The sequence below is a fragment of the Streptomyces sp. NBC_00250 genome, assembly GCF_036192275.1.
Lineage (GTDB): Bacteria > Actinomycetota > Actinomycetes > Streptomycetales > Streptomycetaceae > Streptomyces.
The window spans coordinates 2,860,674-2,884,713 of sequence record NZ_CP108088.1; the positions used below are offsets into that span (position 1 = coordinate 2,860,674).

23 protein-coding genes are annotated in these 24,040 nt (G+C 71.6%); 6 read left to right on the forward strand and 17 right to left on the reverse strand.

The genetic code is table 11. From position 1 onward, the window contains the following. Positions 1 to 77: 77 nt before the first annotated feature. Positions 78 to 1,235, reverse strand: coding sequence for a serine hydrolase domain-containing protein (locus tag OG259_RS12695; protein ID WP_328942361.1), 1,158 nt, complete (start codon positions 1,233 to 1,235; stop codon positions 78 to 80). A gap of 182 nt (positions 1,236 to 1,417) precedes the next feature. Between OG259_RS12695 and dnaN the strand changes: the two genes are divergently transcribed. Next, on the forward strand, positions 1,418 to 2,521 hold the full coding sequence (gene dnaN / locus OG259_RS12700; RefSeq protein ID WP_328942362.1) for a DNA polymerase III subunit beta: 1,104 nt from the start codon (positions 1,418 to 1,420) through the stop codon (positions 2,519 to 2,521). A gap of 20 nt (positions 2,522 to 2,541) precedes the next feature. On the opposite strand, the gene OG259_RS12705 is transcribed toward dnaN, so the two are convergent. From OG259_RS12705 to ureA, 8 genes are all read right to left on the reverse strand, one after another. Continuing rightward, entirely contained in the window at positions 2,542 to 3,894 is a 1,353-nt protein-coding gene (locus OG259_RS12705; protein WP_328942363.1) for a hypothetical protein, read from the reverse strand. Between the two features lie 63 nt (positions 3,895 to 3,957). Then, positions 3,958 to 5,574: a citramalate synthase gene (cimA, locus tag OG259_RS12710; protein ID WP_328942364.1), complete on the reverse strand. Its 1,617-nt coding sequence runs from the start codon at positions 5,572 to 5,574 to the stop codon at positions 3,958 to 3,960. Positions 5,575 to 5,855: 281 nt separating this feature from the next. Then, on the reverse strand, positions 5,856 to 7,184 hold the full coding sequence (locus OG259_RS12715; RefSeq protein WP_328942365.1) for an MFS transporter: 1,329 nt from the start codon (positions 7,182 to 7,184) through the stop codon (positions 5,856 to 5,858). A 75-nt stretch (positions 7,185 to 7,259) separates the two neighbouring features. Next, positions 7,260 to 7,820: a TetR/AcrR family transcriptional regulator gene (locus tag OG259_RS12720; RefSeq protein ID WP_443052125.1), complete on the reverse strand. Its 561-nt coding sequence runs from the start codon at positions 7,818 to 7,820 to the stop codon at positions 7,260 to 7,262. Positions 7,821 to 7,892: 72 nt separating this feature from the next. Then, on the reverse strand, positions 7,893 to 8,333 hold the full coding sequence (locus OG259_RS12725; protein WP_328942366.1) for a hypothetical protein: 441 nt from the start codon (positions 8,331 to 8,333) through the stop codon (positions 7,893 to 7,895). Between the two features lie 43 nt (positions 8,334 to 8,376). Continuing rightward, positions 8,377 to 9,393, reverse strand: coding sequence for an agmatine deiminase family protein (locus OG259_RS12730; protein ID WP_328942367.1), 1,017 nt, complete (start codon positions 9,391 to 9,393; stop codon positions 8,377 to 8,379). 20 nt (positions 9,394 to 9,413) lie between these two features. After that, on the reverse strand, positions 9,414 to 11,096 hold the full coding sequence (locus tag OG259_RS12735; RefSeq protein WP_328942368.1) for an urease subunit alpha: 1,683 nt from the start codon (positions 11,094 to 11,096) through the stop codon (positions 9,414 to 9,416). After that, positions 11,096 to 11,854, reverse strand: coding sequence for an urease subunit gamma (gene ureA, locus OG259_RS12740; RefSeq protein ID WP_328942369.1), 759 nt, complete (start codon positions 11,852 to 11,854; stop codon positions 11,096 to 11,098). The genes OG259_RS12735 and ureA overlap by 1 nt, the downstream gene beginning before the upstream one ends. 133 nt (positions 11,855 to 11,987) lie before the next feature. Between ureA and OG259_RS12745 the strand changes: the two genes are divergently transcribed. Further along, positions 11,988 to 13,409, forward strand: coding sequence for a cytosine permease (locus OG259_RS12745; protein ID WP_328942370.1), 1,422 nt, complete (start codon positions 11,988 to 11,990; stop codon positions 13,407 to 13,409). Between the two features lie 39 nt (positions 13,410 to 13,448). Here the strand turns inward: OG259_RS12745 and OG259_RS12750 are convergent, their stop codons facing one another. The 4 genes from OG259_RS12750 to OG259_RS12765 form a co-directional block, all read right to left on the reverse strand. Continuing rightward, on the reverse strand, positions 13,449 to 14,537 hold the full coding sequence (locus OG259_RS12750; RefSeq protein ID WP_328942371.1) for a branched-chain amino acid aminotransferase: 1,089 nt from the start codon (positions 14,535 to 14,537) through the stop codon (positions 13,449 to 13,451). Between the two features lie 258 nt (positions 14,538 to 14,795). Continuing rightward, entirely contained in the window at positions 14,796 to 15,836 is a 1,041-nt protein-coding gene (locus OG259_RS12755) for a 3-isopropylmalate dehydrogenase (protein ID WP_328942372.1), read from the reverse strand. 91 nt (positions 15,837 to 15,927) lie between these two features. Beyond that, positions 15,928 to 16,059 carry a hypothetical protein gene (locus OG259_RS12760; RefSeq protein WP_266897031.1) on the reverse strand — a complete coding sequence of 44 codons (132 nt, stop codon included), beginning with the start codon at positions 16,057 to 16,059 and terminating at the stop codon, positions 15,928 to 15,930. A gap of 229 nt (positions 16,060 to 16,288) precedes the next feature. Next, entirely contained in the window at positions 16,289 to 17,182 is an 894-nt protein-coding gene (locus tag OG259_RS12765; RefSeq protein WP_328942373.1) for a LysR family transcriptional regulator, read from the reverse strand. 101 nt (positions 17,183 to 17,283) lie between these two features. On the opposite strand from OG259_RS12765, the gene OG259_RS12770 reads away from it, so the two are divergent. Genes OG259_RS12770 through OG259_RS12780 form a run of 3 tightly spaced genes read left to right on the forward strand, consistent with a single transcriptional unit; the run spans position 17,284 to position 19,425 of the window. After that, the gene (locus OG259_RS12770) at positions 17,284 to 18,288 is read left to right on the forward strand and encodes an NADP-dependent oxidoreductase (protein ID WP_328942374.1); all 1,005 of its coding nucleotides are present in this window, start codon (positions 17,284 to 17,286) and stop codon (positions 18,286 to 18,288) included. A 55-nt stretch (positions 18,289 to 18,343) separates the two neighbouring features. Then, positions 18,344 to 18,685 (forward strand): PadR family transcriptional regulator, encoded by a 342-nt coding sequence (locus tag OG259_RS12775; RefSeq protein WP_328942375.1) that lies wholly within the window; start codon positions 18,344 to 18,346, stop codon positions 18,683 to 18,685. Next, a complete protein-coding gene (locus OG259_RS12780) occupies positions 18,682 to 19,425 on the forward strand; it encodes a hypothetical protein (protein ID WP_328942376.1) in 744 nt (247 codons plus the stop codon). The genes OG259_RS12775 and OG259_RS12780 overlap by 4 nt, the downstream gene beginning before the upstream one ends. Positions 19,426 to 19,441: 16 nt before the next feature. Here OG259_RS12780 and OG259_RS12785 read toward each other — a convergent pair whose 3' ends face one another. Further along, positions 19,442 to 19,978: a GNAT family N-acetyltransferase gene (locus tag OG259_RS12785; RefSeq protein ID WP_328942377.1), complete on the reverse strand. Its 537-nt coding sequence runs from the start codon at positions 19,976 to 19,978 to the stop codon at positions 19,442 to 19,444. A gap of 110 nt (positions 19,979 to 20,088) precedes the next feature. Here OG259_RS12785 and OG259_RS12790 point away from each other — a divergent pair, with 110 nt between their 5' ends. Beyond that, the gene (locus OG259_RS12790; RefSeq protein ID WP_328942378.1) at positions 20,089 to 20,982 is read left to right on the forward strand and encodes an alpha/beta fold hydrolase; all 894 of its coding nucleotides are present in this window, start codon (positions 20,089 to 20,091) and stop codon (positions 20,980 to 20,982) included. On the opposite strand, the gene OG259_RS12795 is transcribed toward OG259_RS12790, so the two are convergent. From OG259_RS12795 to OG259_RS12805, 3 genes are all read right to left on the reverse strand, one after another. Further along, positions 20,972 to 21,208 carry a hypothetical protein gene (locus OG259_RS12795; RefSeq protein ID WP_328942379.1) on the reverse strand — a complete coding sequence of 79 codons (237 nt, stop codon included), beginning with the start codon at positions 21,206 to 21,208 and terminating at the stop codon, positions 20,972 to 20,974. The genes OG259_RS12790 and OG259_RS12795 overlap by 11 nt on opposite strands. A gap of 129 nt (positions 21,209 to 21,337) precedes the next feature. Further along, positions 21,338 to 22,969: an L-glutamate gamma-semialdehyde dehydrogenase gene (gene pruA, locus OG259_RS12800; protein WP_328942380.1), complete on the reverse strand. Its 1,632-nt coding sequence runs from the start codon at positions 22,967 to 22,969 to the stop codon at positions 21,338 to 21,340. Between the two features lie 32 nt (positions 22,970 to 23,001). Continuing rightward, entirely contained in the window at positions 23,002 to 23,928 is a 927-nt protein-coding gene (locus OG259_RS12805; protein ID WP_328942381.1) for a proline dehydrogenase family protein, read from the reverse strand. Positions 23,929 to 24,040: the final 112 nt, after the last annotated feature.

The window sequence follows — 24,040 nt, forward strand, 5'->3', positions numbered from 1 at the left end:
TCCTCCCCCGGTCACCCGAGCGCGCCCGCCCTCCGCCACAGCGGAAGGCGGGCGCTCGGCGTTGCGCGACGGCGCTCCTAGCTCTGACTCCCGACCGCCGCGGCCACCGCCGGGATCAGGCGGTCGTTCTCGGCGGCGCCTGGGCCGCCGCCGAAGGCGAAGCGGCGGCGGGTGTAGCTGTAGGCGAGGCCGGTGGCCGGGTCGGCGAAGGCCTGGGAACCGGGGGCGCCGCTGTGGCCGACGGCGGCGCGGGTGAGAGCCGGGTACCGGGTGGCCAGCGGGACGAAGCCGAGGCCGAAGGCGTTCTTCTCACCGGTCACCAGGTCCGTGCCGGAGGAGTGGATCCGGGCGACCTCGGCCAGGGTGTCCGGCTTCAGGAGCGGGGCGTGGCCGTCGAGCTCTCCGGCGATGGCGGCGTACATCCGGGAGAGGCCGCGCGCGGAGCCGATGCCGCCGCCGGAGAGCGGCGCCAGCGCCCGTACCGTACGGGAGTTGGCGTACGCGCAGCCGTCGAACGGCGGGTCCGCGTGGAGGTTGAACGCGATGGCCATGAGGCTGTCGGGGGCGATCGGGTTCTCCGCGAGGAGCGCCTGCTCGGCGGGCGTGGGCAGCATCGGCAGGGCCGTACGGAAGCGGGGCTCCAGCTCCTCCGGCAGGCCGAGGTAGTAGTCGAGTGCGTACGGGGCGCGGACCCGCTCCTCGAACGTCTCCCGGATCGTCCGGCCGGTGGCCCGCAGGACGACCTCGCCGACCAGGGCTCCGATCACGAGGGCGTGGTAGCCGTGGGCGGTGCCGGGCTCCCAGAAGGGGCGCTGGCCGGCGAGCCGGGCGGCCACCACCCGGTCGTCGGCGAGTTCGTCGAGGCGGAAGCCTCCGTCGACGCCGATCACGCCGGAGCGGTGGGCGAGCAGCTGGCGCAGGGTCAGCCTCCCCTTGCCCTCGGCGGCGAACTCCGGCCACCAGGAGGAGACTTCGCGGTCCAGGTCGAGGGCGCCTTCCTGGACGAGGAGGGCGGCGACCAGGGCCATGGCGCCCTTGGAGGAGGAGTAGAGGCCGAGGAGCGAGTCCCCGTCGACCCCGTCGCCGCCCCAGAGGTCCACGACGAGGCGGCCGTGGTGATGCACGGCGAGCTGGGCGCCGCCGTCGCGCGCCTCGTTCGCCACGACGGTGGCGAACTCCTCCCGTACGGCCTCGAATCCGGACTCCACCGTGCCGTGGACGCGGACGTCGCTCATCGCACTACTCCCCCTGAAGGCGGCTGACTTGTCTCAGACCCGGAACGATCGAAGGCACGCTTTCCTTCCCGGGCTCAGTCCCGGGCACCGTCCCGCATCCCGTCCCGCGTCCCGTCCCGCTTCAGGACGCCTGAACCTGCTGGTCGACGGCATTGTCAGTGGCGGCGGCTAGCGTCGGCGGCATGGAATTCCGTATCGACAGCGGCGTGTTGACCGATGCCGTGGCCTGGGCCGCGCGCGTCCTCCCGGCCCGCTCCCCCATGCCCGTCCTCGGCGGCCTGCTCCTGGAGGCGGCGGACGGCCGGCTGCGCGTCTCCGGCCTCGACCACGAGGCCTCGGCCCGGGTCGAGGTCGAGGCCGACACGGACGTCGAGGGCCGGGCCCTGGTCCTGGGGCGGCGGCTGCTCGACATCTGCAAGGTGCTCCCCCGGGGCCGCACGGAACTCGCCGTGGAGGGCGCCCGCCTCTCGGTGACCTCCGGCGACGCCCGCTTCGGCCTCTCCCTGCTGCCCCTGGACGACTACCCGGCACCGCCCGCGCTGCCCGAGGTCCGCGGCGAGGTGGACGGGGACGCCTTCGCGGCGGCGGTCGGCCAGGTGGCGGTGGCGGCGGGCCGGGACGACTCCCTGCCGGTGCTGACCGGGATACGGCTCGCCCTGGACGGCACGACCATGACGCTCGCGGCCACCGACCGCTACCGCTACGCGGTCCGCACCCTGGAATGGAAGCCGGGGGCGGACGGCCACGACGAACCCGCCGACGTGGTCGTCCCGGCCCGCCGTCTCACCGAGATCGCCCGTTCCCTCACGGGCACGGGCGCGGCTCGGCTCGCCCTGGACGGCGGCTCGATCGGCTTCGAGAGCGGCGGCCTGCGCACCACCACCCGTCTGCTCGACGGCCGCCTCCCCCGCCACGACAAGCTCTTCGCCCTCGGCGACCACGCGCTGGCCACCACCGACCGGGCCCCGCTGACCGAGGCCGTGAAGCGGGTCGCGGTCGTCGCCGAGGGCGACAGTCCGGTCCAGCTGACCTTCACCCCCACGTCGATCCATCTCCAGGCGGGCTACGAGGACGACGTGGCCTCCCAGAACCTCCCGTCCACCCTCACCGGCCCGGACACCCTGACGGTCGCCTTCAACCCCGGCTACCTCCTGGACGCCCTGACCACCCTGGACTCCCCGAAGGTCCACTTCCACCTCCTGGGCCCCGGCCAGAGAGCCCTCCTCACCGACGGCCCGGACGCGCACCACCGCCACCTGCTGATGTCGGTGAAGCCGCTGGTCTGAGGGGCTGCCACGACACCTCTCTAGAACCCGCCCCCGCCGTCGAATCCGCCGCCCCCGCCGAAGTCGCCGCCTCCGAAGCCGCCGCCGTCGCCGAAGCCGCTGCCACCGAAGTCTCCGGAGTCGAAGTCGGCGCCGGAGAAGTCGCCGCCGGAGAAGTCGTTGCCGCCGTACTCGGCCGCGTAGGCCGGGGTGGAGAGCATCGAGCCGAGGACGGTGCCCATCAGGAGGCCGGGGAGGATGCCGCCGCCGAAGTAGCCGCCCGCCCAGGGGCCGTAGGCCGGTCCCGCCTCCCAGTACGGGCGGCGCACGCCGTCCGCGTCGACCGTGCGGGCCATCGGGTCCAGGCCGTCGTCGAGGCGGGCCGCGTCGGCGGCGCAGACCGGGACCTGGCGGGCGGTGCCGCCGGCCGGGGTCCAGGTGCGGTCCTCGGCGGAGGGGCCGTGCCGCGGGTCGAAGAAGCAGGGGGCGCGGCGCTCGGGGAGCGGCCGGGACTCGCGGCGGGCGGCGAGGACGGCGAGGGAGTAGCGGCCGTCCTCCAGGGCCTCGGTGACCGCGCGGACGTCATGGGGCCGGGCGGCGGAGGCCATCAGGGACTTCGCCTTGTCGTACGAGTCGAGGGAGCGTTCGTAGTCGCCGCGCATGGCGTCGTCGGCGCCCGCCTCCGCGGGGTGGAAGTCGAGGCGTTCGAGTTCTTCGCCGAAGGCGGTGATGTCCTCGTCGACGACGACCCGGAGCTTGTCGAGCGCGGCGCGCTCCTCGGCCTCCTTGCGGAGCCGGTTGCGGCGGACGACCGCGTAGGCGCCCGCGCCTCCGGCGGCGACCACGGCACCGAGGGTCACCAGGCCGGCGACGGGGACGCCCTCGTCGGTGCCGACGGAGCCCCAGCCGGCGGGGGCGGAGCCGCGCATCGTGGGCAGGGCCTGGTCGACGAAGTTGTTGAGTTCGGTGGCCGCGTCGGCCCCCGGCTGCTTCACGGAGGTGACGAGGTTCCGCACGGCCTGCTGGGACATGACCGCGCGGTCGGCGCCCGCGTCGAAGCCGTCACCGAGGCGGACCGCGTACAGGCCGGTGATTCCGGTCTGGGTCCGCAGGTTCTGGAGGAGGTTCTCCGGTGGGAACTGCGCGTTCGCGGGCAGGACCGCCACGAACAGCGGCTTGTCCGCGTCCTTGATCTTCTGGGCGAGGGCGTCCGCCTGGGGCTTCGACAGCTGGTCGGCGGCGCCCGGGTCGACGTACACCGGGCCCTGTTTCAGGGCGGCGGCCGCGTCGGGTATCCCCGTGGCCCTGGCGCCCGCGGAGGGGGCCAGGGCCAGGAGCAGCAGGAGTATCAGCCCGCCGAGGGCCGACAGTACGGTGAGCGCCCTGGTCCTCATGGTTCGACGCTACCTGAAGCGCGACAAACAAGACATAGAGGGCCGCTCCCGGCATCGGGCGGGCTACTCGGAGGGGTCGATCCCGGCCCGCAGCACCCCGTACGTGAAGGCGTCCTCCAGGGCCTGCCAGGAGGCGGCGATGACGTTCTCGCCGACGCCGACCGTCGACCACTCCCCGTTGCCGTCGCTGGTGGTGATCAGGACGCGGGTCGTGGACTCGGTGCCGTGGCGGCCTTCCAGGATGCGGACCTTGTAGTCGACCAGCTCGAACTTGGCGAGCTGCGGGTAGATCCGCTCCAGGGCCAGGCGCATCGCACGGTCGAGGGCGTTGACGGGGCCGTTGCCCTCGGCGGTGGCGACGATCCGTTCACCCTTGGCCCAGAGCTTCACGGTGGCCTCGTTGGCATGGGTGCCGTCGGGGCGGTCCTCGACGATCGCCCGCCAGGACTCCGTACGGAAGTAGCGCCGGGCCCGGCCCTCGACCTCCTCGCGCAGGAGCAGCTCGAAGGAGGCGTCGGCGGCCTCGTACGTGTAGCCCTGGAGTTCGCGCTCCTTGACCCGCTCGACGACCCGGGCGATCAGGGCGCGGTCGTCGCCCAGGTCGACGCCGAGCTCCTTGCCCTTGAGCTCGATGGAGGCGCGGCCCGCCATGTCGGAGACCAGCATCCGCATGGTGTTGCCGACCAGTTCGGGGTCGATGTGCTGGTAGAGGTCGGGGTCGACCTTGATCGCGGAGGCGTGGAGCCCGGCCTTGTGCGCGAACGCGGAGACGCCGACGTACGGCTGGTGGGTGGAGGGGGTGAGGTTGACGACCTCGGCGATGGCGTGCGAGATGCGGGTCATCTCGGCGAGCGCGCCGTCGGGCAGCACCCTCTTGCCGTACTTCAGCTCCAGGGCGGCGACGACCGGGAAGAGGTTGGCGTTGCCGACCCGCTCGCCGTAGCCGTTGGCGGTGCACTGGACGTGGGTGGCGCCGGCGTCGACGGCGGCCAGGGTGTTGGCGACGGCGCAGCCGGTGTCGTCCTGGGCGTGGATTCCGAGGCGGGCGCCGGTGTCGGCGATGACGGTGGCGACGACGGCCTGGATCTGGGCCGGGAGCATGCCGCCGTTGGTGTCACAGAGGATGACGACATCGGCGCCGGACTCGTGCGCGGCGCGGACGACGGCCTTGGCGTAGTCGGGGTTGGCCTTGTAGCCGTCGAAGAAGTGCTCGCAGTCGACGAAGACGCGGCGGCCCTGGGAGACCAGGTGGGAGACGGTGTCCCGGACCATCTCCAGGTTCTCGTCGAGCGTGGTGCGCAGGGCGAGTTCCACGTGCCGGTCGTGGGACTTGGCGACCAGCGTGACGACGGGCGCGCCGGAGTCCAGGAGGGCCTTGACCTGCGGGTCCTCGGCCGCGTCGCCGCCGGCCCTGCGGGTCGCGCCGAACGCGACGAGCTGCGCGTTCTTGAAGACGATCTCCTGCTGCGCGCGGGCGAAGAACTCCGTGTCGCGAGGGTTGGCTCCGGGCCAGCCGCCCTCGATGAAGCCCACACCGAACTCGTCGAGGTGCCGGGCGATGGTCAGCTTGTCCGCGACGGTGAGGTTGATGCCTTCACGCTGCGCCCCGTCGCGCAGCGTCGTGTCGAAGACATGGAAGCTGTCGTCGAGGCGCGAGCTCTCGGCGTTCTCCGTGGTCATGACTGTGATGGCTCCTGTCGGATGTGGCTCCGGAAGGTCTGGATCCACTTGCCCCCATTCTCACGCGGCGTCCGCTTCCGGCATGGGTGGGGCCGGAAAACGAAAAAACCCCTCGCGGGTGCGAGAGGTCTGCGCGCGGGTCTGGGGCACGGTGTCCACTGCCGCGGGGTTGTGCCGCGAATCAGTGGCCACTGCGGACCGGCGCGCTGCTGCCGATAATCATCGTGGTAGCAAGCACGCCGGAAGTCTGACACAGGTGGAAGATCAACGGGACGCCGGTCTCACGATACGGGCAGCTGGTCCCGCTTCTGTCCGGGCACGGCGGTGCCGTCCGTCCCGACCCGGCCCAGGTCGATGTCCCGGGTCTCCCGCATCGTGAGGTAGACGATCAGCGAGACGGCCGCGCAGCCCGCCACGTACCAGTAGAAGCCCGACTCGATCCCGGCGTCCTTGAACCAGAGGGCCACGTACTCGGCGGTGCCGCCGAAGAGCGCGTTGGCGATGGCGTACGGCAGGGCGACGCCGAGGGCGCGGATGCCGGTGGGGAAGAGCTCGGCCTTCACGCAGGCGTTGATGGAGGTGTAGCCGGTGATGACGAGGAGGGCGAGGAGGGAGAGCCCGAGGGCCGGCCAGAAGGAGCCCGCGTGCTTGAGCATGGTCAGGATCGGGACGGTGAGGAGCGTGGAGCCGACCGCGAAGGTGATGAGGAGCGGGCGGCGGCCGATGCGGTCGGAGAGCCGGCCGGCCAGCGGCTGGAGGCAGGCGAAGACGATGAGGGCGCAGAAGGAGACCAGGGTCGCGGTCTGCTTGGGCAGGCCGGCCGAGTTGGAGAGGTACTTCGTGAGGTACGTGGTGTACGTGTAGTACGCGACGGTCCCGCCCATGGTGAGCGCGATGACGAGGAAGGCCTCGCGGCGGTGCGCCCACAGGGCCTTGAGGGTCCCCTTCCGGTCACTCTCGACCCCGTCGTCGGCGGAGGCCTCGTACACCTCCGTCTCCAGCATGGTGCGACGCAGATAGAAGACGACGGCCGCGCCGAGGGCGCCGATGACGAACGGGATGCGCCAGCCCCAGCTGTGCAGGGCCTCGGTGGACAGGGTGTGCTGGAGGATCAGCAGCAGGCCGAGGCCGAGGATCTGGCCGGCGGTCATCGACACGTACTGGAAGCTGGAGGCGAAGCCGCGGTGCTCCGGGGCCGAGGCCTCGGTGAGGTAGGTGGCGCTGGCGGCGTACTCCCCGCCGACGGAGAGCCCCTGGAGGAGGCGGGCGATCAGGAGGACGGCGGCGCCGCCGTATCCGGCGACGGAGTACGTGGGCGCGACGGCGATGAGGAGCGCGGAGGCGGACATCAGGGTGACGGTGAGGGTGAGGGCGGCCTTGCGGCCCTTGCGGTCACCGACCCGGCCGAGCAGCCAGCCGCCGACGGGCCGCATGAAGAAGCCGACGGCGAAGATGCCGGCGGTGTTCATGAGTTTGGCGGTGTCGTTGCCCTCGGGGAAGAACGCCCCCGCGAAGTAGGTGGCGAAGCTCGCGTACACGAACCAGTCGAACCACTCGACCATGTTGCCCGCGGAGCCGACCCAGATCTTCTTCCAGTGCTCTCGTCCCATGGGCAGGAACCGTGCCGGAGCCGCCCTTCGGTCAACAAGGGTGCAGCGGACAACGATCCTGTGTACTTACGTGCGTTACGGTCGCGGCAACAGGTCCTGCTCGATGAACTCCCGTACGTGCGAAAGGACTTGCTCGCGACCGGTGCCGGGTACGCCGACCGCGACGTGCACGCTGAAGCCGTCCAGGAGGGCCCTCGTACGGGTGGCGAAGCGGTCCGGGTCGACCGGCCGGAACTCGCCGCGCGAGACCCCCTCGGCGAGGATCGCGACCAGGTCCCGGTGCCAGGCCCCCTCGATGGCGGCCTGGCGGGTACGGGCGTCGGCGTCGGCGTTCTGGGACCGGTTCCAGACCTCCAGCCACAGGATCCAGTGCGGATCGCGCGGGCCGTCGGGCACGTACACGTCCACGTACCCGTCGAGCCGCTCGCGCGCGGTCCCCGGCCGGGACAGCAGCGCACTCCGCTCGGCGCCGAGCCGTCCCTCGCTCCACTCCAGGGTCTGGAGCAGCAGCTCGTCCTTGGTGCGGAAGTAGTAGAGCAGGTGCCCACTGCTCATCCCGACCTGACGCCCGAGACCGGCCATGGTCAGCCCGTCGAGCCCCCGCTCGGCGATGGTGTCCATGGCGGCGGCGAGCAGCTCCTCACGGGGAGGGGCGGCGTTGTTGCGTCGCCGGGGTGCGGCGGGGTCGATACGGGTCACTCGTCTGTTCTACCTCACGCTTCCGTCGGCGTTCCGTCCGAAGGCGGCGCCCAGGACGTCGGGGAGGTCCTCGGCGGGCACGGTCGCCCGCAGCTCCGCGAGGACGGGCCCGAACCGCTCGTCGTCGATCATGCCCAGGTACTCCTCGCGCAGCCCGCGGATGATCTCGACGAGCTCGGGTCTCAGCCGCATCCATCCCCGGGACGTGCGGATCTCCTCCGCCACGTGTTCCATGAACCAGCACATGACGTCGTACGGGATGCGGTGGTGGCCCGACACGGGGTCGACGCACACGGTCGGCTCCCGCGCCGGATCCTCGTCCGGTACGACCGCCGTGACGAGGGTCCTCCGGTCGGCGACGTGGTCCAGCTCCAGGTACCAGGCGTCGTCCGGTACGGAATACAGGATCTGGAGCGCGTAGGCGGCGCCTTCGTGGGTGATCAGCGGCATGGCCGCAGGCTGTCACGCCGCCCGCGACCGCCGCCAAGGGGTTTCAGACCCTCGGCTGCTGCTGTGTGATGCAGTGGATGCCGCCCCCACCCGCGAAGATCGTGCGCGCGTCGACCAGGACGACCTCGCGTTCCGGGAAGAGGCGGCGGAAGATCTCGGCCGCCAGCTCGTCGTGCGGGTCGTCGAAGGCGCAGAGGACCACGCCGTCGTTGCACAGGTAGTGGTTGATGTACGAGTAGTCGACCCACTCGCCCTCCTCGTCCTTGAGGACGGTCGGGGCGGGGATCTCGACGACCTCAAGGGGGCGGCCCTGGGCGTCGGTCTGGCCGCGCAGGATGTTCACGTACGTCCTGGAGCGCTCGTAGTCCGGGTGGGCCGGGTCCTGCTGGCTGTGGACGAGGACCGTGCCGGGGCGGGCGAAGGCGGCGACGATGTCGACGTGGCCCTGGGTGCCGTAGAGGCCGTAGTCGCCGGCGAGGCCGTTGGGGAGCCAGATCGCCTTCGTCGTGCCGAGCTTGGCGTGGATCTCGTGCTCGACCTGCTCACGGGTCCACTCGGGATTGCGGCCGGCGCCGAGCTGGACGGTGTCGGTCAGCAGGACCGTGCCCTCGCCGTCGACGTGGATCGCGCCGCCCTCGTTGACGAGCGGGGAGGACACGACCGGGACTCCGGCCGTGTCCGCGACATGGCGGGCGATCTTGGAGTCGTGCTCCCAGCGGGCCCAGTCCTGGCCGCCCCAGCCGTTGAACACCCAGTCCACGGCCGCCAGTTCCGTGCCGTCGGTGACGAAGGTCGGGCCGATGTCCCGCATCCAGGCGTCGTCGAGGTCCCGCTCGACCAGGTCGACGTCCTCCCCGAGGAGGGCGCGCACGGACTCGGCGTCGCCGGGGCCGTGCACCATCGTCACCGGCTCGAAGCGGCGTACGGCGCGGGCCACGGACGCCCAGGCCGTGCGGGCCTCGGCGAGCTCGTCGGCGTTGGTGAAGGTGGGGTTGGGGCTGGGCCAGGCCATCCAGGTGCGCTCGTGCGGCATCCACTCGGCGGGCATGCGGTAGGTCATGGTGACAGGTCCTAGAGGAACTAGAGGAAGTAGAGGCGGTTGAGCGAGACGGAGTCGGCCGCCTCGGAACGGATCGGCGAGCCGTCGAGCGAGACGAGGCCGGTGTCGCCGTCGACCTGGACGTCTCCGGTACGGGAGTTGAGCCGCAGGTCGGCCGGACCGATGCCGCGTGTGCCGCGGACGGGGACGCGGCGGCGGCGGGTCGGCATCCTGTCGGCGCCGAGGTCGACGGCCGCCTGGGCGACGAACGCGACCGAGAGGTCGGCGGCCGTGGCGCCGTGCGCGCCGAACAACGGTCCGAGGACGAGCGGTTCGCAGGTGTCGGTGGCGGCGTTCGGGTCGCCCACGACCCCCCACGCCGGGAAGCCGGACTTCAGCACCAGCTGCGGCTTGGCGCCGAAGAACTGCGGCTTCCACAGCACGATGTCGGCCAGCTTGCCGACCTCGATCGAGCCGATCTCGTGGGCGAGGCCGTGGGCGATCGCCGGGTTGATGGTGAGCTTGGCCAGATAGCGGAGCACGCGCGCGTTGTCGTCGTGCGCGCCGTCGCCCTCCATGGGTCCGAGCTCGGCCTTCATCTTCCCGGCCATGGCGAAGGTCCGGCGTACGGTCTCGCCGGCCCTTCCCATCCCCTGCGCGTCGGAGGAGGTGATCCCGATCGCGCCGAGGTCGTGCAGGACGTCCTCCGCGCCCATCGTCCCGGCCCGGATCCGGTCGCGCGCCATGGCGGCGTCACCGGGGAGGTCGGTCTTCAGGTCGTGGACGGAGACGATCATCCCGTAGTGCTCGGCGACGGCGTCGCGGCCGAAGGGGAGCGTGGGGTTGGTGGAGGAGCCGATGACGTTCGGCACGCCCGCCATCTTCAGGACGTTGGGTACGTGCCCGCCGCCGCAGCCCTCGATGTGGAAGGCGTGGATCGTACGGCCGTCGAGGACGCGCAGGGTGTCCTCGACCGAGAGGCATTCGTTGAGGCCGTCGCTGTGCAGGGCGACCTGGACGTCGTGTTCCTCGGCGACCCGCAGGGCGGTGTCGAGGGCGCGCGTGTGGGCGCCCATGTCCTCGTGGACCTTGAAGCCGGACGCCCCGCCCTCGGCCAGCGCCTCGACCAGCGGTGCCGGGTCCGAGGACGAACCCCGGGCCAGGAAGCCGATGTTGACCGGCCAGGCGTCGAAGGCGTTGAACGCGTGACGCAGCGCCCACGGCGAGTTCACGCCGACGCCCCACACCGGGCCGAACTCCTGCCCGATGACCGTGGTGACACCGCTCGACAGCGACGCCTCCATGATCCGGGGCGAGAGCAGGTGGACATGGGTGTCGACGGCTCCGGCGGTGGCGATCATGCCCTCGCCGGAGACGATCGAGGTGCCGGTGCCGACGACGACGTCCACGCCGTCGAGGGTGTCGGGGTTCCCGGCCCGGCCGATCGCGTGGATGCGGCCCTCGCGGATGCCGATCGACACCTTGCGGATGCCGAGGACGGCGTCGATGACCAGCACGTTGCTGATCACGACGTCGCACGTCTCGCGGACGGCCGCGGCCTTCAGGTGCAGTCCGTCGCGGGCGGTCTTGCCGAAGCCGGCCAGGAACTCGTCCCCCGGCTGCTGCGAGTCCGACTCGACGCGGACGACGAGCCCGGAGTCGCCCAGGACGACACGGTCGCCGGCGCGGGGGCCGTGCACGGATGCGTACTCGTACGGGTCCATCAGTTGCCCTCCTCGTCGGACCGAGCGCCGTCGGACCGGCCGCCGTCGGACCGGCCGTCGTCGGACCGGCCGTCTCCGCTCTCGACTCCCAGGTAGCCGCAGGCCGCCGCGCGCCGCAGGGCCTCTTCCCTCGCGCCGGGCGCGTCGAGGGGTCCGTCGACCAGGCCCGCGAAGCCGATGGCGACCCGAGCGCCGCCGATCGGGACCAGGCCCACCTCGGCCTCGCCGCCCGGGTCGAAACGGAAGGAGGCGCCGGCGGGGATGGCCAGCCGCGTGCCGTAGGCGGCGGCGCGGTCGAAGTCGAGGCGCGGGTTGACCTCGAAGAAGTGGAAGTGGGAGGTGACGCTCACGGGGACGGTCGCCGTGTTCCGCACGGGGAGCGTGAGCGTCGGCTCGGACTCCGGGTGGCCGGGGCCGGGCAGCAGCGCGCCCGGCGCCGACCCGCCCAGACCGGCGCCGCCGATCGGGGCGGAGACGACCGCGAGCCGCGAGCCGTCGTCGAAGACGGCCTCGACATGGACCTCGGTGACCACGTCGGCGACGCCGGGGAGCACGTCGTCGGGGCCGAGGACCGAGCGGGCGGCCTCGATCGCCTCGGCGAGTCGCTTGCCGTCGCGGGCCGCCTCGCAGACCGTGTCCGCGATGAGCGCGGTCGCCTCGGGGACATTGAGCCGCAGGCCCCGGGCCCGGCGGGCGCGGGCGAGCTCGGCGGCGCCGAAGAGCAGCAGCCGGTCGCGTTCCGTGGGAGTCAGTCGCACGTCCGAAACACCTCCTGTTTGAGCGACACTCTAAATGTTGAGACGCACTTCTCCAAGCATTGACGCGAGGCACTGCCACAGGTCACATTGAGCGCCACTCTAAATCTCGCCGCTAGCGCCCCCAGGAGGCCCCATGCCGATCGAACAGCGCGGAGTCGACACCGTCCCCGAGGCCGAACGCACCAGTGGCCCCCGGGATCTCGTCGCGATCCTGCTCGGGTCCAACCTCTGCCTGGGGGTGATCGTCTTCGGCTGGCTGCCGGTCTCCTTCGGCCTCGGCTTCTGGGCCTCGGTGACCTCCGTCGTCACCGGCACCCTCGTCGGTGTCGCCGTCACCGCCCCGCTGGCGCTCGTGTCGCTCCGTACCGCCACCAACCTCTCCACCTCCTCCGGCGCCTTCTTCGGCGTACGGGGCCGGCTGGTCGGCTCGGTGGTCGGACTGCTGCTCTCGCTCGGGTACACCGCGCTGACCCTCTGGATCGGCGGCGACGTCATGGTCGGCACGCTCGCCCGGCTGACCGGCCTGCCGACCGGCGGCGCCACGCACGCCGTCGTCTACGCGCTGCTCGCCGCCTGCACGGCGGTCGCCGCGGTGTACGGCTACCGGCTGCTGCTCAAGCTGAGCAAGGCGCTCGCCGTCGGCATGACCGTGCTCCTGGCCCTCGGACTCCTCGCGTACGCCGGGGACTTCACGACGGCGGCGGTGCCGGACACCCCGTATCTGCTCGGCTCGTTCTGGCCGACCTGGCTGCTCTCGGCGGTCGCCGCGGGCCTCAGCGGACCGGTCGCCTTCATCACCCTGCTCGGCGACTACACCCGGTACGTCTCGCCGCGGCGGCACAGCGCGAAGACCGTGTGGCGGGCCACCTGTCTGGGCCTGGTCGTCGGGCTGCTGATCCCCCAGCTCTTCGGTACGTTCACCGCCCTGGCGGCGCGCGGCGGCCTCGACTACGCCGGACCGCTCGTCGCCGCGTCCCCGGTCTGGTACCTCGTGCCGCTGCTGATCGCGGCCACCGCCGGCTCCGTCGGCAACGCCGGTCTGATGCTCTACTCGATGGGGCTCGACCTCGACGCGATCCTGCCGAAGGCCACCCGCGCGCGTGCCACCCTCGTGGTCGCGGCGGTCGCGACGGCCTTCGTCTTCCTCGGCCACTTCGCCTCGGACGCGCAGTCGGCGATGACCTCGTTCGTCCTGCTGCTCACCGCGATCGGCACGCCGTGGGCGGTGATCACCCTGATCGGCCATGTGCGCTGCGGAGGGTCGTACGACCCGGAGGCGCTCCAGGTCTACAACCGGCGCTCGCGCGGCGGGATCTACTGGTTCTCGGCGGGCTGGCACCCGCGTGCCACCGCCTCCTGGGCGATCGGCGCGGCGGTCGGTCTCGCCGGGGTGTCGACGCCGCTGTACGAGGGTCCGCTGCTGGCCCTGACCGGCGGCATCGACTGCAGCTTCGTGCTGTCGGGGCTGGTGGGCGGGGCGCTGTACGCGGTCCTGACGCCGAACAGGGCCTCCGGGACCGTGACGGCCCCGGAAGCCCTGGCGCAGGCGGAGTAGCGACCGGCCCGGCTCACCCGGCCGGGCCGACCCGTACGACTAGCCCAGCTCGTGCATCCAGCCGTGGACGTCCTCGGCCTTGCCGGTCTGGACGGCGAGCAGCGCGTCGCGCAGCTTCATCGTGATCTCGCCGGGCTCGCCGCCCGACTGCTGCCACTCGCCCCGCTCGGACTTGACCGTGCCGACCGGGGTGATCACGGCGGCGGTGCCGCAGGCGAAGACCTCGGTCAGGGTGCCGTTCGCGCTGTCGGCCTGCCACTGGTCGATGGAGACGCGGCCCTCCTCCGGCTCCAGGCCGAGGTCCGCCGCGAGCTTGAGCAGCGAGTCACGCGTGATGCCGGCGAGCAGCGAACCGGTGAGCGTGGGGGTGATCAGCTTGTTCCCGTACACGAAGTACAGGTTCATGCCGCCGAGTTCCTCGACCCACTTGTGCTCCACGGCGTCGAGGTAGGCGACCTGGTCGCAGCCCTTCTGGGCCGCCTCGGCCTGAGCGAGCAGGGAGGCCGCGTAGTTGCCGCCGGTCTTGGCGTCGCCGACGCCGCCGGGGACGGCGCGGACGCGGTTCTCCGAGAGCCAGATGGAGACGGGCTTCACGCCGCCGGGGAAGTACGGGCCGGCCGGGGAGGCGATGACGACGAAGAGGTACTCGTTGGCCGGGCGGACGCCCAGGCCGACCTCGGTCGCGATCATGAACGGACGCAGGTAGAGCGAGGCCTCGCCGCCGTGCTCCGGGACCCACGCCTTGTCGTGCTGGACGAGGACGTCACAGGCCTCGACGAAGGTCTCGACGGGCAGCTCGGGCATGGCGAGCCGGCGGGCGGAGGCCTGGAAGCGGCGGGCGTTGGCGTCGGGGCGGAAGCTGGCGACCGAGCCGTCGGGGCGGCGGTAGGCCTTCAGGCCCTCGAAGATCTCCTGCGCGTAGTGCAGGACGTTGGTGGCCGGGTCGAGGGCGAGCGGGCCGTACGGCACGAGCTGGGCGTCGTGCCAGCCCCGGCCCTCGGTCCACCGGATGGTGACCATGTGGTCGGTGAAGTGGCGGCCGAATCCCGGGTTGGCCAGGATCGCCTCGCGCTCCGCGGCGGACAGCGGGCTGGAGGAGGGCTTGAGCTCGATCGTGGGCGTCGTCATGAGTGCGTGTCCTTCACCGGTCGTGTGGGGAGGACCGCGCGCGCACGCCTGCTCTCGGAGACTGCTGTCCCTGACGAGGTGGACGTCCGAGCATGCCCGCATGCCGCGGCCCCACGTTCGATTATCGCTCGTGGGGACCGGTGCGGGAAACGGGTGAACGCGGTCCAGGTTCGATGGGGTGCACCCGGGGGCCGCGCATGGGACAGCCGCCGGGCGTTGTGCGACCCGGCGGCTGCTGTCGATGTCAGTAGGCGCGGGTCAGCTCGCTACTCGCGCGGCGAGCGCGTCGCCGATCTCGTCCGTCGTGCGGACGGTGTCGCCGCGCTCGGTGAGGTCTGCGGCGACGGCCTCCTCGACCCGCACGGCCTCGGCCTCGTAGCCGAGGTGGCGCAGCAGGAGCGCGACGGAGAGGACCGTGGCCGTGGGGTCGGCCTTGGCCTGGCCCGCGATGTCCGGCGCGGAGCCGTGGACCGGCTCGAACATCGACGGGAACTCGCCGCTCGGGTTGATGTTGCCCGAGGCGGCGACGCCGATGCCGCCGGAGACGGCCGCGGCGAGGTCGGTGATGATGTCGCCGAAGAGGTTGTCGGTGACGATCACGTCGAAGCGGGCCGGGTCGGTGACGAGGAAGATCGTCGCGGCGTCGACGTGCAGGTAGTCGGTCGTGACCTCGGGGAACTCGGCCGCGACCTTGGTGAAGATGTTCGTCCACAGGTGGCCGGCGAAGGTCAGCACGTTGTTCTTGTGGACCAGCGTGAGCTTCTTGCGCGGGCGGGCCTGGGCACGGGCGAAGGCGTCACGGACGACCCGCTCGACACCGAAGGCGGTGTTGACCGAGACCTCGGTGGCGACCTCGTGCGGGGTGCCCTTGCGGATGGTGCCGCCGTTGCCCGTGTACGGGCCCTCGGTGCCCTCGCGGACCACGACGAAGTCGATCTCGGGCTGCCCGGCGAGCGGGGTGGCCACGCCGGGGAGCAGCTTCGAGGGACGCAGGTTCACGTGGTGGTCGAAGGCGAAGCGGAGCTTCAGGAGGAAGCCGCGCTCCAGGACGCCGGAGGGCACCGACGGGTCGCCGATGGCGCCCAGCAGGATGGCGTCGTGCTTCTTGAGGGAGTCGAGGTCGGCGTCGGTGAGGGTCTCACCGGTGGCGTGGTAGCGCTTGGCGCCGAAGTCGTACTCCTCGGTCTCCAGCTTCACGTCCTGGGGAAGGACGGCCGCGAGGATCTTGAGGCCCTGGGCCACGACCTCCTGGCCGATGCCGTCGCCGGGAATGACTGCGAGATTGATGCTGTGAGACATGTCGGCACCCTACTCTTCGTCCCATCGTCTGACACGTCACGTCCATCATGTGGACGAAGCGCCATCCGGGTGAAGACGTGTCGAAGGCGGGTCAGTGGCCGGTGGAGCCGCCGTTGTCACGGCGGTCGAGGGCGCGCTGGAGGGCGGCGGCGGCGTTCTGGCGGGCCTCGTCGCTGGGACGGTTGGCGGAGTGGCGGACGCGGGGGGCGGTCTGAGTTGCCATGAGGGATCGACTCCTTGAGATCAGTGGTGATCCGAAGTGCGGAGATCAGTGATGATCGAAGGCGCCGGCAGGGGCGGGGAGCGCCGCCGCAGGGGTTGCCTGCACAGGGGCGTCGCGCTCTCGACCGCCATTCGCTGATGGAGCGAGACGTTCGGCTTCTACAAAGCTAGGACAGCTCTCCTCATCTGTCTCCACAATTACTCGGACTTCCTACTATCTGAGACGGCGATCAGCGCGCCCCCGCACCCTCGCCGGCCCGCAGCTCCCTGATCAGCGCCCGGACGGCGAGGGATCGCCCCAGCTCAGGAGTGGTGACATAGCCGACCGAGCGCGTCGGGCGGGCCGCGCCGAGATCGGTGATCGCCACCGAGGGCGATGCTCCGACAAGGGACAGTTCCGGCATCACGGCCATCCCGAAGCCACTGCTCACCATCGAGAGCACCGCCCCGTCGTCCTCCGCCTCCACCGTCGCCGCCGGCAGCCACTCCTGGGCCGCCCACCACTCGCGGGTGTACGAGGTGCAGTTCTCCGCCCAGTCCACCAGCGGCAGCGTGCGCGGCGCCGGATGGCCCGCGGGGTGGACGAGCGCGTACCCCTCCTCGACGAGGACCCCGCCGATCAGCTCCGGCGGCACGGGCGAGGTGGTCCCGATGGTCGCGATGCCGATGTCGGCCCGCCCGTCGAGGACTTCACCAGCGGCGCCGCGCCCCACCTCCCGTACGATCCGCACCTCGGGCACGATCTCGGGGTGGCGGGCGGTCAGCCGCGCCAGGGCCCGGGGCAGCAGGTGCAGGGCGGCGCTGCGGAAGGCCGCGATGCGCAGCGGGCCGGCGATCCCGTCCGTACCGTCCGGTGAGACGCCGCCCCGGACCTCCGCCCCCATCACCTCCAGGAGCCGCAGCACCCGCCGCGCGTGACCGAGGGCCCGCTCCCCCGCCGCGGTCGGGGTCGCCCCGTTCCGGCCCCGGTCGAAGAGGACGGCCCCGAGCTTGCGTTCGCTCGCGCGGACGGAGTGGGACACGGCGGACTGGGTCATGCCGAGCGCGACGGCGGCGGCCGAGAAGCCGCCCTCGCTCCCGACGGCGACGAGGACGCGCAGCTCGCGGGGCGCGAGATCGGTCATGGGGGCTCCCACCTCGGAGTATGAGCGACATTCATGGATCGGTCCGTTCCATGGGGCCAACCCTCTGCCCGGCCGCCGGATTCCTTCCTACGGTCTGCCCCATGACGAACGACACCATGATCACCGTCCGCCAGACCGCCCGTCCGACCGGCTTCCCCACCCCCGACCTGTTCGACTTCGTCGAGTCCCCGGTCCCGGCGCCGGAGCCCGGCACCGCCCTCGTCGAGAACGTCCAGTGGTCGGTCGACCCGTACCACCGCGAGGCGATGGACTCGGACGAGATCTGGACCCTGAACTCCCCCATGGAGGGGCGCACCCTGGGCCGGGTGCTCGACTCCCGCGATCCCGCGCTGCGGCCGGGCGACCTCGTCCTGCACCGCAAGGGCTGGCGGACCCACTCCCTGGTGGCACCGGCCGAGGCGCGCAAGGTCCCGGACCTCGGCCCCGGCGTCCCGCTCGCCGCGCATCTGAGCCTGCTCGGCGGTACGGGCCTGTCGGCCTACGTGGGTCTGACCCGGATCGCGCGGCTCCAGCCGGGCGAGGACCTGTTCGTCTCCGCGGCGGCGGGCGGGGTGGGCACGGCGGCGGGCCGGCTCGCCCGGCTGCTGGGCGCGGGACGGCTCGTGGGCAGTGCGGGTTCGGCGCGCAAGGTGGCGTACCTGACCGAGGAGGTCGGCTTCGACGCCGCCTTCGACTATCACGACGGCCCGGTCCCGGAGCTGCTCGCGAAGGCGGCTCCGGAGGGACTCGACGCGGTCCTGGAGGGGGTGGGCGGCGAGCACCTGGAGGCGGCGATCGGCTCGCTGCGGCCGTTCGGGCGGATCGCCTGGGTGGGCGCGGTGGGCCAGTACCACTCGCTCTCCGCTCCCCCGCCGGCCCCGCGCAACCTCTTCGACGTGGTCGGCAAGAGCATCCGGCTCGAAGGCTTCCTGGTCCGTGACCACATGGACGCCCTCGACGAGCTGTACGAGCTGGCCGTGCCGCACCTGCGCGACGGATCGCTGCCCCTGGACGTGACGGTCGTGGAGGGCTTCGAGCGGATCGTGAGCGCGTTCCTGGGGATGCTGCGCGGCGAGAACCTGGGGAAGATGCTGGTCGGGCGATGAGATCGGCCTCTCTACCTAGTTTGCATTCCTACCTAGCTGGTGCTCCAATACACCCATGGCCGCAGACCGCAGATCCAGCTGGCTCAAAGGAGTCCTCGACCTGCTCGTCCTCTCCCGCCTGACCGACGGGGAGAGCTACGGGTACGAGATCGCCAAGGCACTCGCCGAGGCGGGACTCGGCGAGATCAAGGGCGGGACGCTCTACCCCGTCCTGAACCGCCTGGAGGAAGCCGGTCTGGTGGAAGCCGAGTTCCGCGCCGCCGAGCGCGGCCCCGGACGCCGCTACTACCGACTCACCGCGCGGGGGCGCGAGCACCTCGCCACCGAGAGCCGCGACTGGCTGCGCTTCCACCGCGCCGTCGAGACCACGCTCCACCCAGGGGGAAGCACCACATGACCACGGAATCCGACCGCTACTTCGCCGAGCTCACCGACGCGCTGCGCACCACGGGAGTGCCGGAGGAGCAGATCACCGCCACCGTCGAGGACCTGCGCGGGCATCTCTCCGGGACCGGGACGCGACCGGAGGAGGAGTTCGGGCCGGCCGCGGCCTTCGCCGCCCGGCTCGGCGGGCTCGCCCCGCTGCCGGGCGAGCCGGACGGGAAGGCGGAGAGCTGGACCTGGACGGCGGACCTCTTCAACGACCGCCGGATGCTCGCCGTCCACGGCGACCAGGGCTGGGAGGTGGAGTCCCTGGACTCCCTCGGCCGGTTCGTCTGCCGCCGCTCCGCGACGGCGACGCTGCGCTGGGAGTACCGCCGCGAGGTCATCGGCGCCCGACGCCGCGCCAAGGTCCTGGCCGAGCTGGAGCCCGAGGGCTGGGAACTGTGCGGCGAGTGGCTGGTGTACGGCTACTTCAAGCGGCCGCGCGCGGCGACGGCGGGACCGGCGGGGGCCCTGGAGGCCCGGCCGGCCGCCCCGCACCGGTGGCTGTTCCTGAGCCGCCGCGGCAAGGTGGCGCTCGCGGTGTGGGCCGTCATCGTCGGCGGCGCGATGGCGATGTGCTTCATCGGGACGCTCGGCATGGGCGGGCTGGCGATCACCGTCGCCCTGGCGTCGATGCTCTCCGCCCTGTTCACCTCGCACCTGGAGACGACCAAGGGGCGGGTGGACCAGGACCGCTCGAAGTCCTCCTGACCCCCACCGCCCTCCCTCACATCACGTCGCCGTCCCGCCAGTCGAAGACGAGCGCGGCGGCCGGATCGGGCAGTGCCCGACCGGCCGCCGGGCGCAGGAAGACGTACCCCTCCTCCTCCGCGAGGTGGACGATCCCCTCGGGCCCCATGGCTTCGAGGCGGCCTTCCCAGACCCGCCAGCCGCGTGCCCGGTAGAGCGCGGCCCCGGCGTCCGAGGCGCCGAGCGCCCCGAGGACGTACGCGCCGTCGATGACCCGCTCCAGCTCCTCCATCACGGCGCCGCCGAGCCCCTGGCGCCTGAGGTCGGCGCGGACGGCGACCCCTTCGACGTAACCGACGCGCAGGGAGCGGCCCCGGTGGAGGGCGCGGCGCATCACGACGGCGCCGTGGGCGGCGACGCCCCGCTCGTCCTCGACCCAGGCATGGACGCCACCGAGGGTGTGGTCCCAGTCGTCGTCGGAGAAGTCTCCGTCGAAGGCGGTGTCGAGCAGCTCGCGTACGGAGTGGAGCCGGCCGGCCCCGAGTTCATGGGTGGGCGCGATCCTCACGGTCATGCGCCCAAGGCTCCCACACCCCTCTCTAACCCTTCATCGACCATTGACAGGTTAGCCAGCAGCTGATTGAGTCATCTCGTAACCAGTCACACGCACTTAAGGGGTTAGAGATGGCGACGACCGTGCTGCCGACGCACCACCGCACCGTCAAGGTCCGCGAGCACGAGATCGCCTATCGCGAGGCGGGCCCGGCCGACGCCCCCGTGCTCCTGCTGCTGCACGGCTTCCCCACCAGCTCGCACATGTTCCGCGACCTGATCCCGCTGCTCGCCGGGAACTACCGGCTGATCGCCCCCGACCACCTGGGCTTCGGCCGCAGCGCCGCCCCCTCGGCGGCCGACTTCGACTACACCTTCGCCGAACTGGCGGCGCTCACCGCCGAGTTCACCGAGGCCCTGGGCCTCGACCGGTTCGCCCTCTACATCCAGGACTACGGCTCCCCCATCGGCCTGCGCCTCGCCCTCGCCCACCCGGAGCGGATCACCGCGATCATCAGCCAGAACGGCAACGCGTACGAGGAGGGCCTCGGCGCCGAGGCCTGGGCACCGGTCCTCGCCCTGATCGAGGAGCGCACCCCCGAGACCGAGGAGCCGGTCCGCGCCATCCGCTCCCTCGACGGCATCCGCTGGCAGTACGAGACCGGCGTCCCGGCCGAGTACCGCGACCTGCTCAGCCCCGACGCCTGGCACCACGACGCCGGCCTCATGGCCCGCGAGGGGCAGGACGACATCCAGCTCGGCCTGATCGCCGACTACGGCTCCAACTTCGCCCTCTACCCGGCCTTCCAGGAGTACTTCCGCACCAGCCGGGTCCCGCTCCTCGCGGTCTGGGGCGAAGGCGACCAGGTCTTCGTCCCGGCGGGCGCCGAAGCCTTCCGCCGTGACCTCCCGGACGCCGAGATCCACCTGCTCCCCACGGGCCACTTCGCCCTGGAGACCCACGCGCCGCAGATCGCCTCACTGATCGGCGACTTCCTCGCGCGGCACGTTCCGGTCAGGCCGTAGCCTTCTCCAGATCGCGGGCGACGCGCTCCACCCAGTCGGTGAAATCCTCCCGACGGCCGGCCTCGCCCCCGCACAGGGCCGCGACCTGCGCGTCGGTGATCCGGTCGGGTCCCGTCGCCGTCAGCAGCCGACCCAGCTCCTTCATCAGGGACGTCATGCGCAGCGCGTCGAGGTGCTCGACCGCGTCGGCTCCGTGCCCCGGCCGGATCGTCGTCGAACCAGGCATGTCGTGCCTCCTCACCGAAGCCCCCTCCCAGCAGCGTAAGCCCGCCGCATGAGAACCGCCCCCGTCCTCAGTTGGGGGACCGAGGAGGGGGGCGGTGTCAGGGGGCCTCCGTGTCGGAGGCGGGGGGCGTCAGCCCATGTGGGGGTAGCCGTACTCGGTCGGCGGAACCAGCGTCTCCTTGATGGCGCGGGTCAGCGTCCAGCGCATCAGGTTCTGCGGCGCACCGGCCTTGTCGTTCGTACCCGAGGCACGGCCGCCGCCGAAGGGCTGCTGGCCGACGACGGCGCCGGTCGACTTGTCGTTGATGTAGAAGTTGCCCGCGGCGAAGCGGAGCTTCTCCATCGTGTACGCGGCCGCCGCGCGGTCACCGGAGATGACCGAGCCGGTGAGGGCGTAGTCCGAGACCGACTCCATCTGGGTCAGCATCGCGTCGTACTGGTCGTCCTCGTACACGTGGATGGCCAGGATCGGGCCGAAGTACTCGGCCTTGAAGACCTCGTTCTCCGGGTCGGTGCAGGCGATGACGGTCGGACGGACGAAGTAGCCCACCGAGTCGTCGTACGTGCCACCGGCGACGATCGTGCAGGTCGGGTCGGCCGCGGCACGGTCGATCGCGGCCTTGTTCTTGGCGAACGAGCGCTCGTCGATGACGGCACCGATGAAGTTCGACAGATCGGTGACGTCACCCATGGTGATGCCGTCGACCTCGGCGGCGAACTCCTCCTTGAAGCCGTCGTTCCAGATGGAGGCCGGAACGTAGGCGCGCGAGGACGCGGAGCACTTCTGGCCCTGGAACTCGAAGGAGCCACGGGTCAGTGCGGTCTTCAGGATGGCGCGGTCGGCGCTGGGGTGCGCGACGACGAAGTCCTTGCCGCCGGTCTCGCCGACGATCCGCGGGTACGAGCGGTACTTCTCGATGTTGGTGCCGACCGTCTTCCACAGGTGCTGGAAGGTCTTGGTCGAACCGGTGAAGTGGATACCGGCCAGGTCGGGGTGGTTCAGGGCCACCTCGGAGACGGCGATGCCGTCGCCGGTCACCAGGTTGATGACGCCCTTCGGCAGCCCGGCCTCCTCCAGGAGCTCCATGAGGAGCACGGCGGAGTGGGTCTGCGTCGGGGACGGCTTCCAGACCACCACGTTGCCCATCAGGGCGGGGGCGGTGGGCAGGTTGCCCGCGATGGCCGTGAAGTTGAACGGCGTGATCGCGTAGACGAAGCCCTCCAGCGGGCGGTGGTCCAGACGGTTCCACACACCCGGGGAGTTCGCCGGCGGCTGCTCGGCCAGGATCTGGCGGGCGTACGCCACGTTGAAGCGCCAGAAGTCGACGAGCTCGCACGGGGTGTCGATCTCGGCCTGCTGGGCGGTCTTCGACTGGCCGAGCATGGTGGACGCGGCCAGCGTCTCGCGCCACGGGCCGGCGAGCAGCTCGGCGGCGCGCAGGATGATCGCGGCACGGTCGTCGAAGGCCATCGCGCGCCAGGCCGGGGCCGCGGCCAGGGCCGCGTCGACGGCGTCCTGGGCGTCCTGCGTGGTGGCGCCGCGGAAGGTACCGATGACGGCCTTGTGGTTGTGCGGCTGGACGACCTTGAACTCCTCGCCGCCGCCGAGGCGCTTCACGCCGCCGATGGTCATCGGCAGCTCGCGGGGGTTCTCGGACAGCTCCTTGAGCTTGGTCTCGAGGCGGGCGCGCTCGGGGGATCCGGGGGCGTAGCTGTGCACCGGCTCGTTGACCGGAGCGGGGACCTGGGTGACAGCGTCCATGGGTCGCGTGACTCCTTCTGAGGGGTGTGGGCTCAGCCCTTGGTGAGGATGGATCGGACGAAGAAGAGGAGGTTGGCCGGCTTCTCCGCCAGGCGGCGCATGAAGTAGCCGTACCAGTCGGTGCCGTAGGCGGTGTACACGCGCATGCGGTGTCCCTCCGCGGCGAGCCGGTGCTGCTCCTCGCTCCGGATGCCGTACAGCATCTGGAACTCGTACTCGTCCAGCTTGCGCCCCGCACGGCGGGCGAGCTCCTGGCCGACGGCGATGAGCCGCGGGTCGTGGGAGCCGATCATCGGGTAGCCCTCGCCGTCCATCAGGATCCTCATGATCCGGACGTACGCCTTGTCGATCTCGGGCTTGTCCTGGATGGCGACGGAGGCGGGCTCCTTGTAGGCGCCCTTCACGATCCGGACGCGGGAGCCGTTCGCGGCGAGGCGACGGGCGTCGTCCTCGGTGCGGAAGAGGTAGGCCTGGATGACACAGCCGGTCTGCGGGTGGGTCTTCCGCAGCTCCTCGTGGATGGCGAACATCGAGTCGAGGGTGGTGTGGTCCTCGGCGTCCAGGGTGACCGTGGTGCCGATCTCGGCGGCGGCCGCGACGACCGGACGGACGTTCGCGAGGGCCAGCTCGTGCCCGTTCTCCAGCGACTGGCCGAACATCGAGAGCTTCACGGACATCTCGGCGCGCTCGCCGAGGCCGAGCTCCTTGAGGCGGCCGATGAGCTCCAGGTAGGCGTCCCGGGCGGCGTGCGACTGCTCGACGGTGGTGATGTCCTCACCGACGACGTCGAGGGTGACCTCCAGGCCGCGGTCGCTCAGCTCCTGGACGATCGGGACGACGTCGTCGACCGACTCACCGGCGATGAAGCGGGCGACGACCTGCTTGGTCCCGGGGGCGGCCGACACGAAACGGCGCATCTTGTCGCTGCGCGACGCGGCGAGGATCACGGGACCCAGCACGGGGACCTCCAGAAGGACAGGTGACGAAGAGTGCCGTACCCGATCTTTCGGAAGAAAACGGGAACAGCACGAAGAACCACCGTGAAACCTATGGATCGCTCCGATCGTCCGC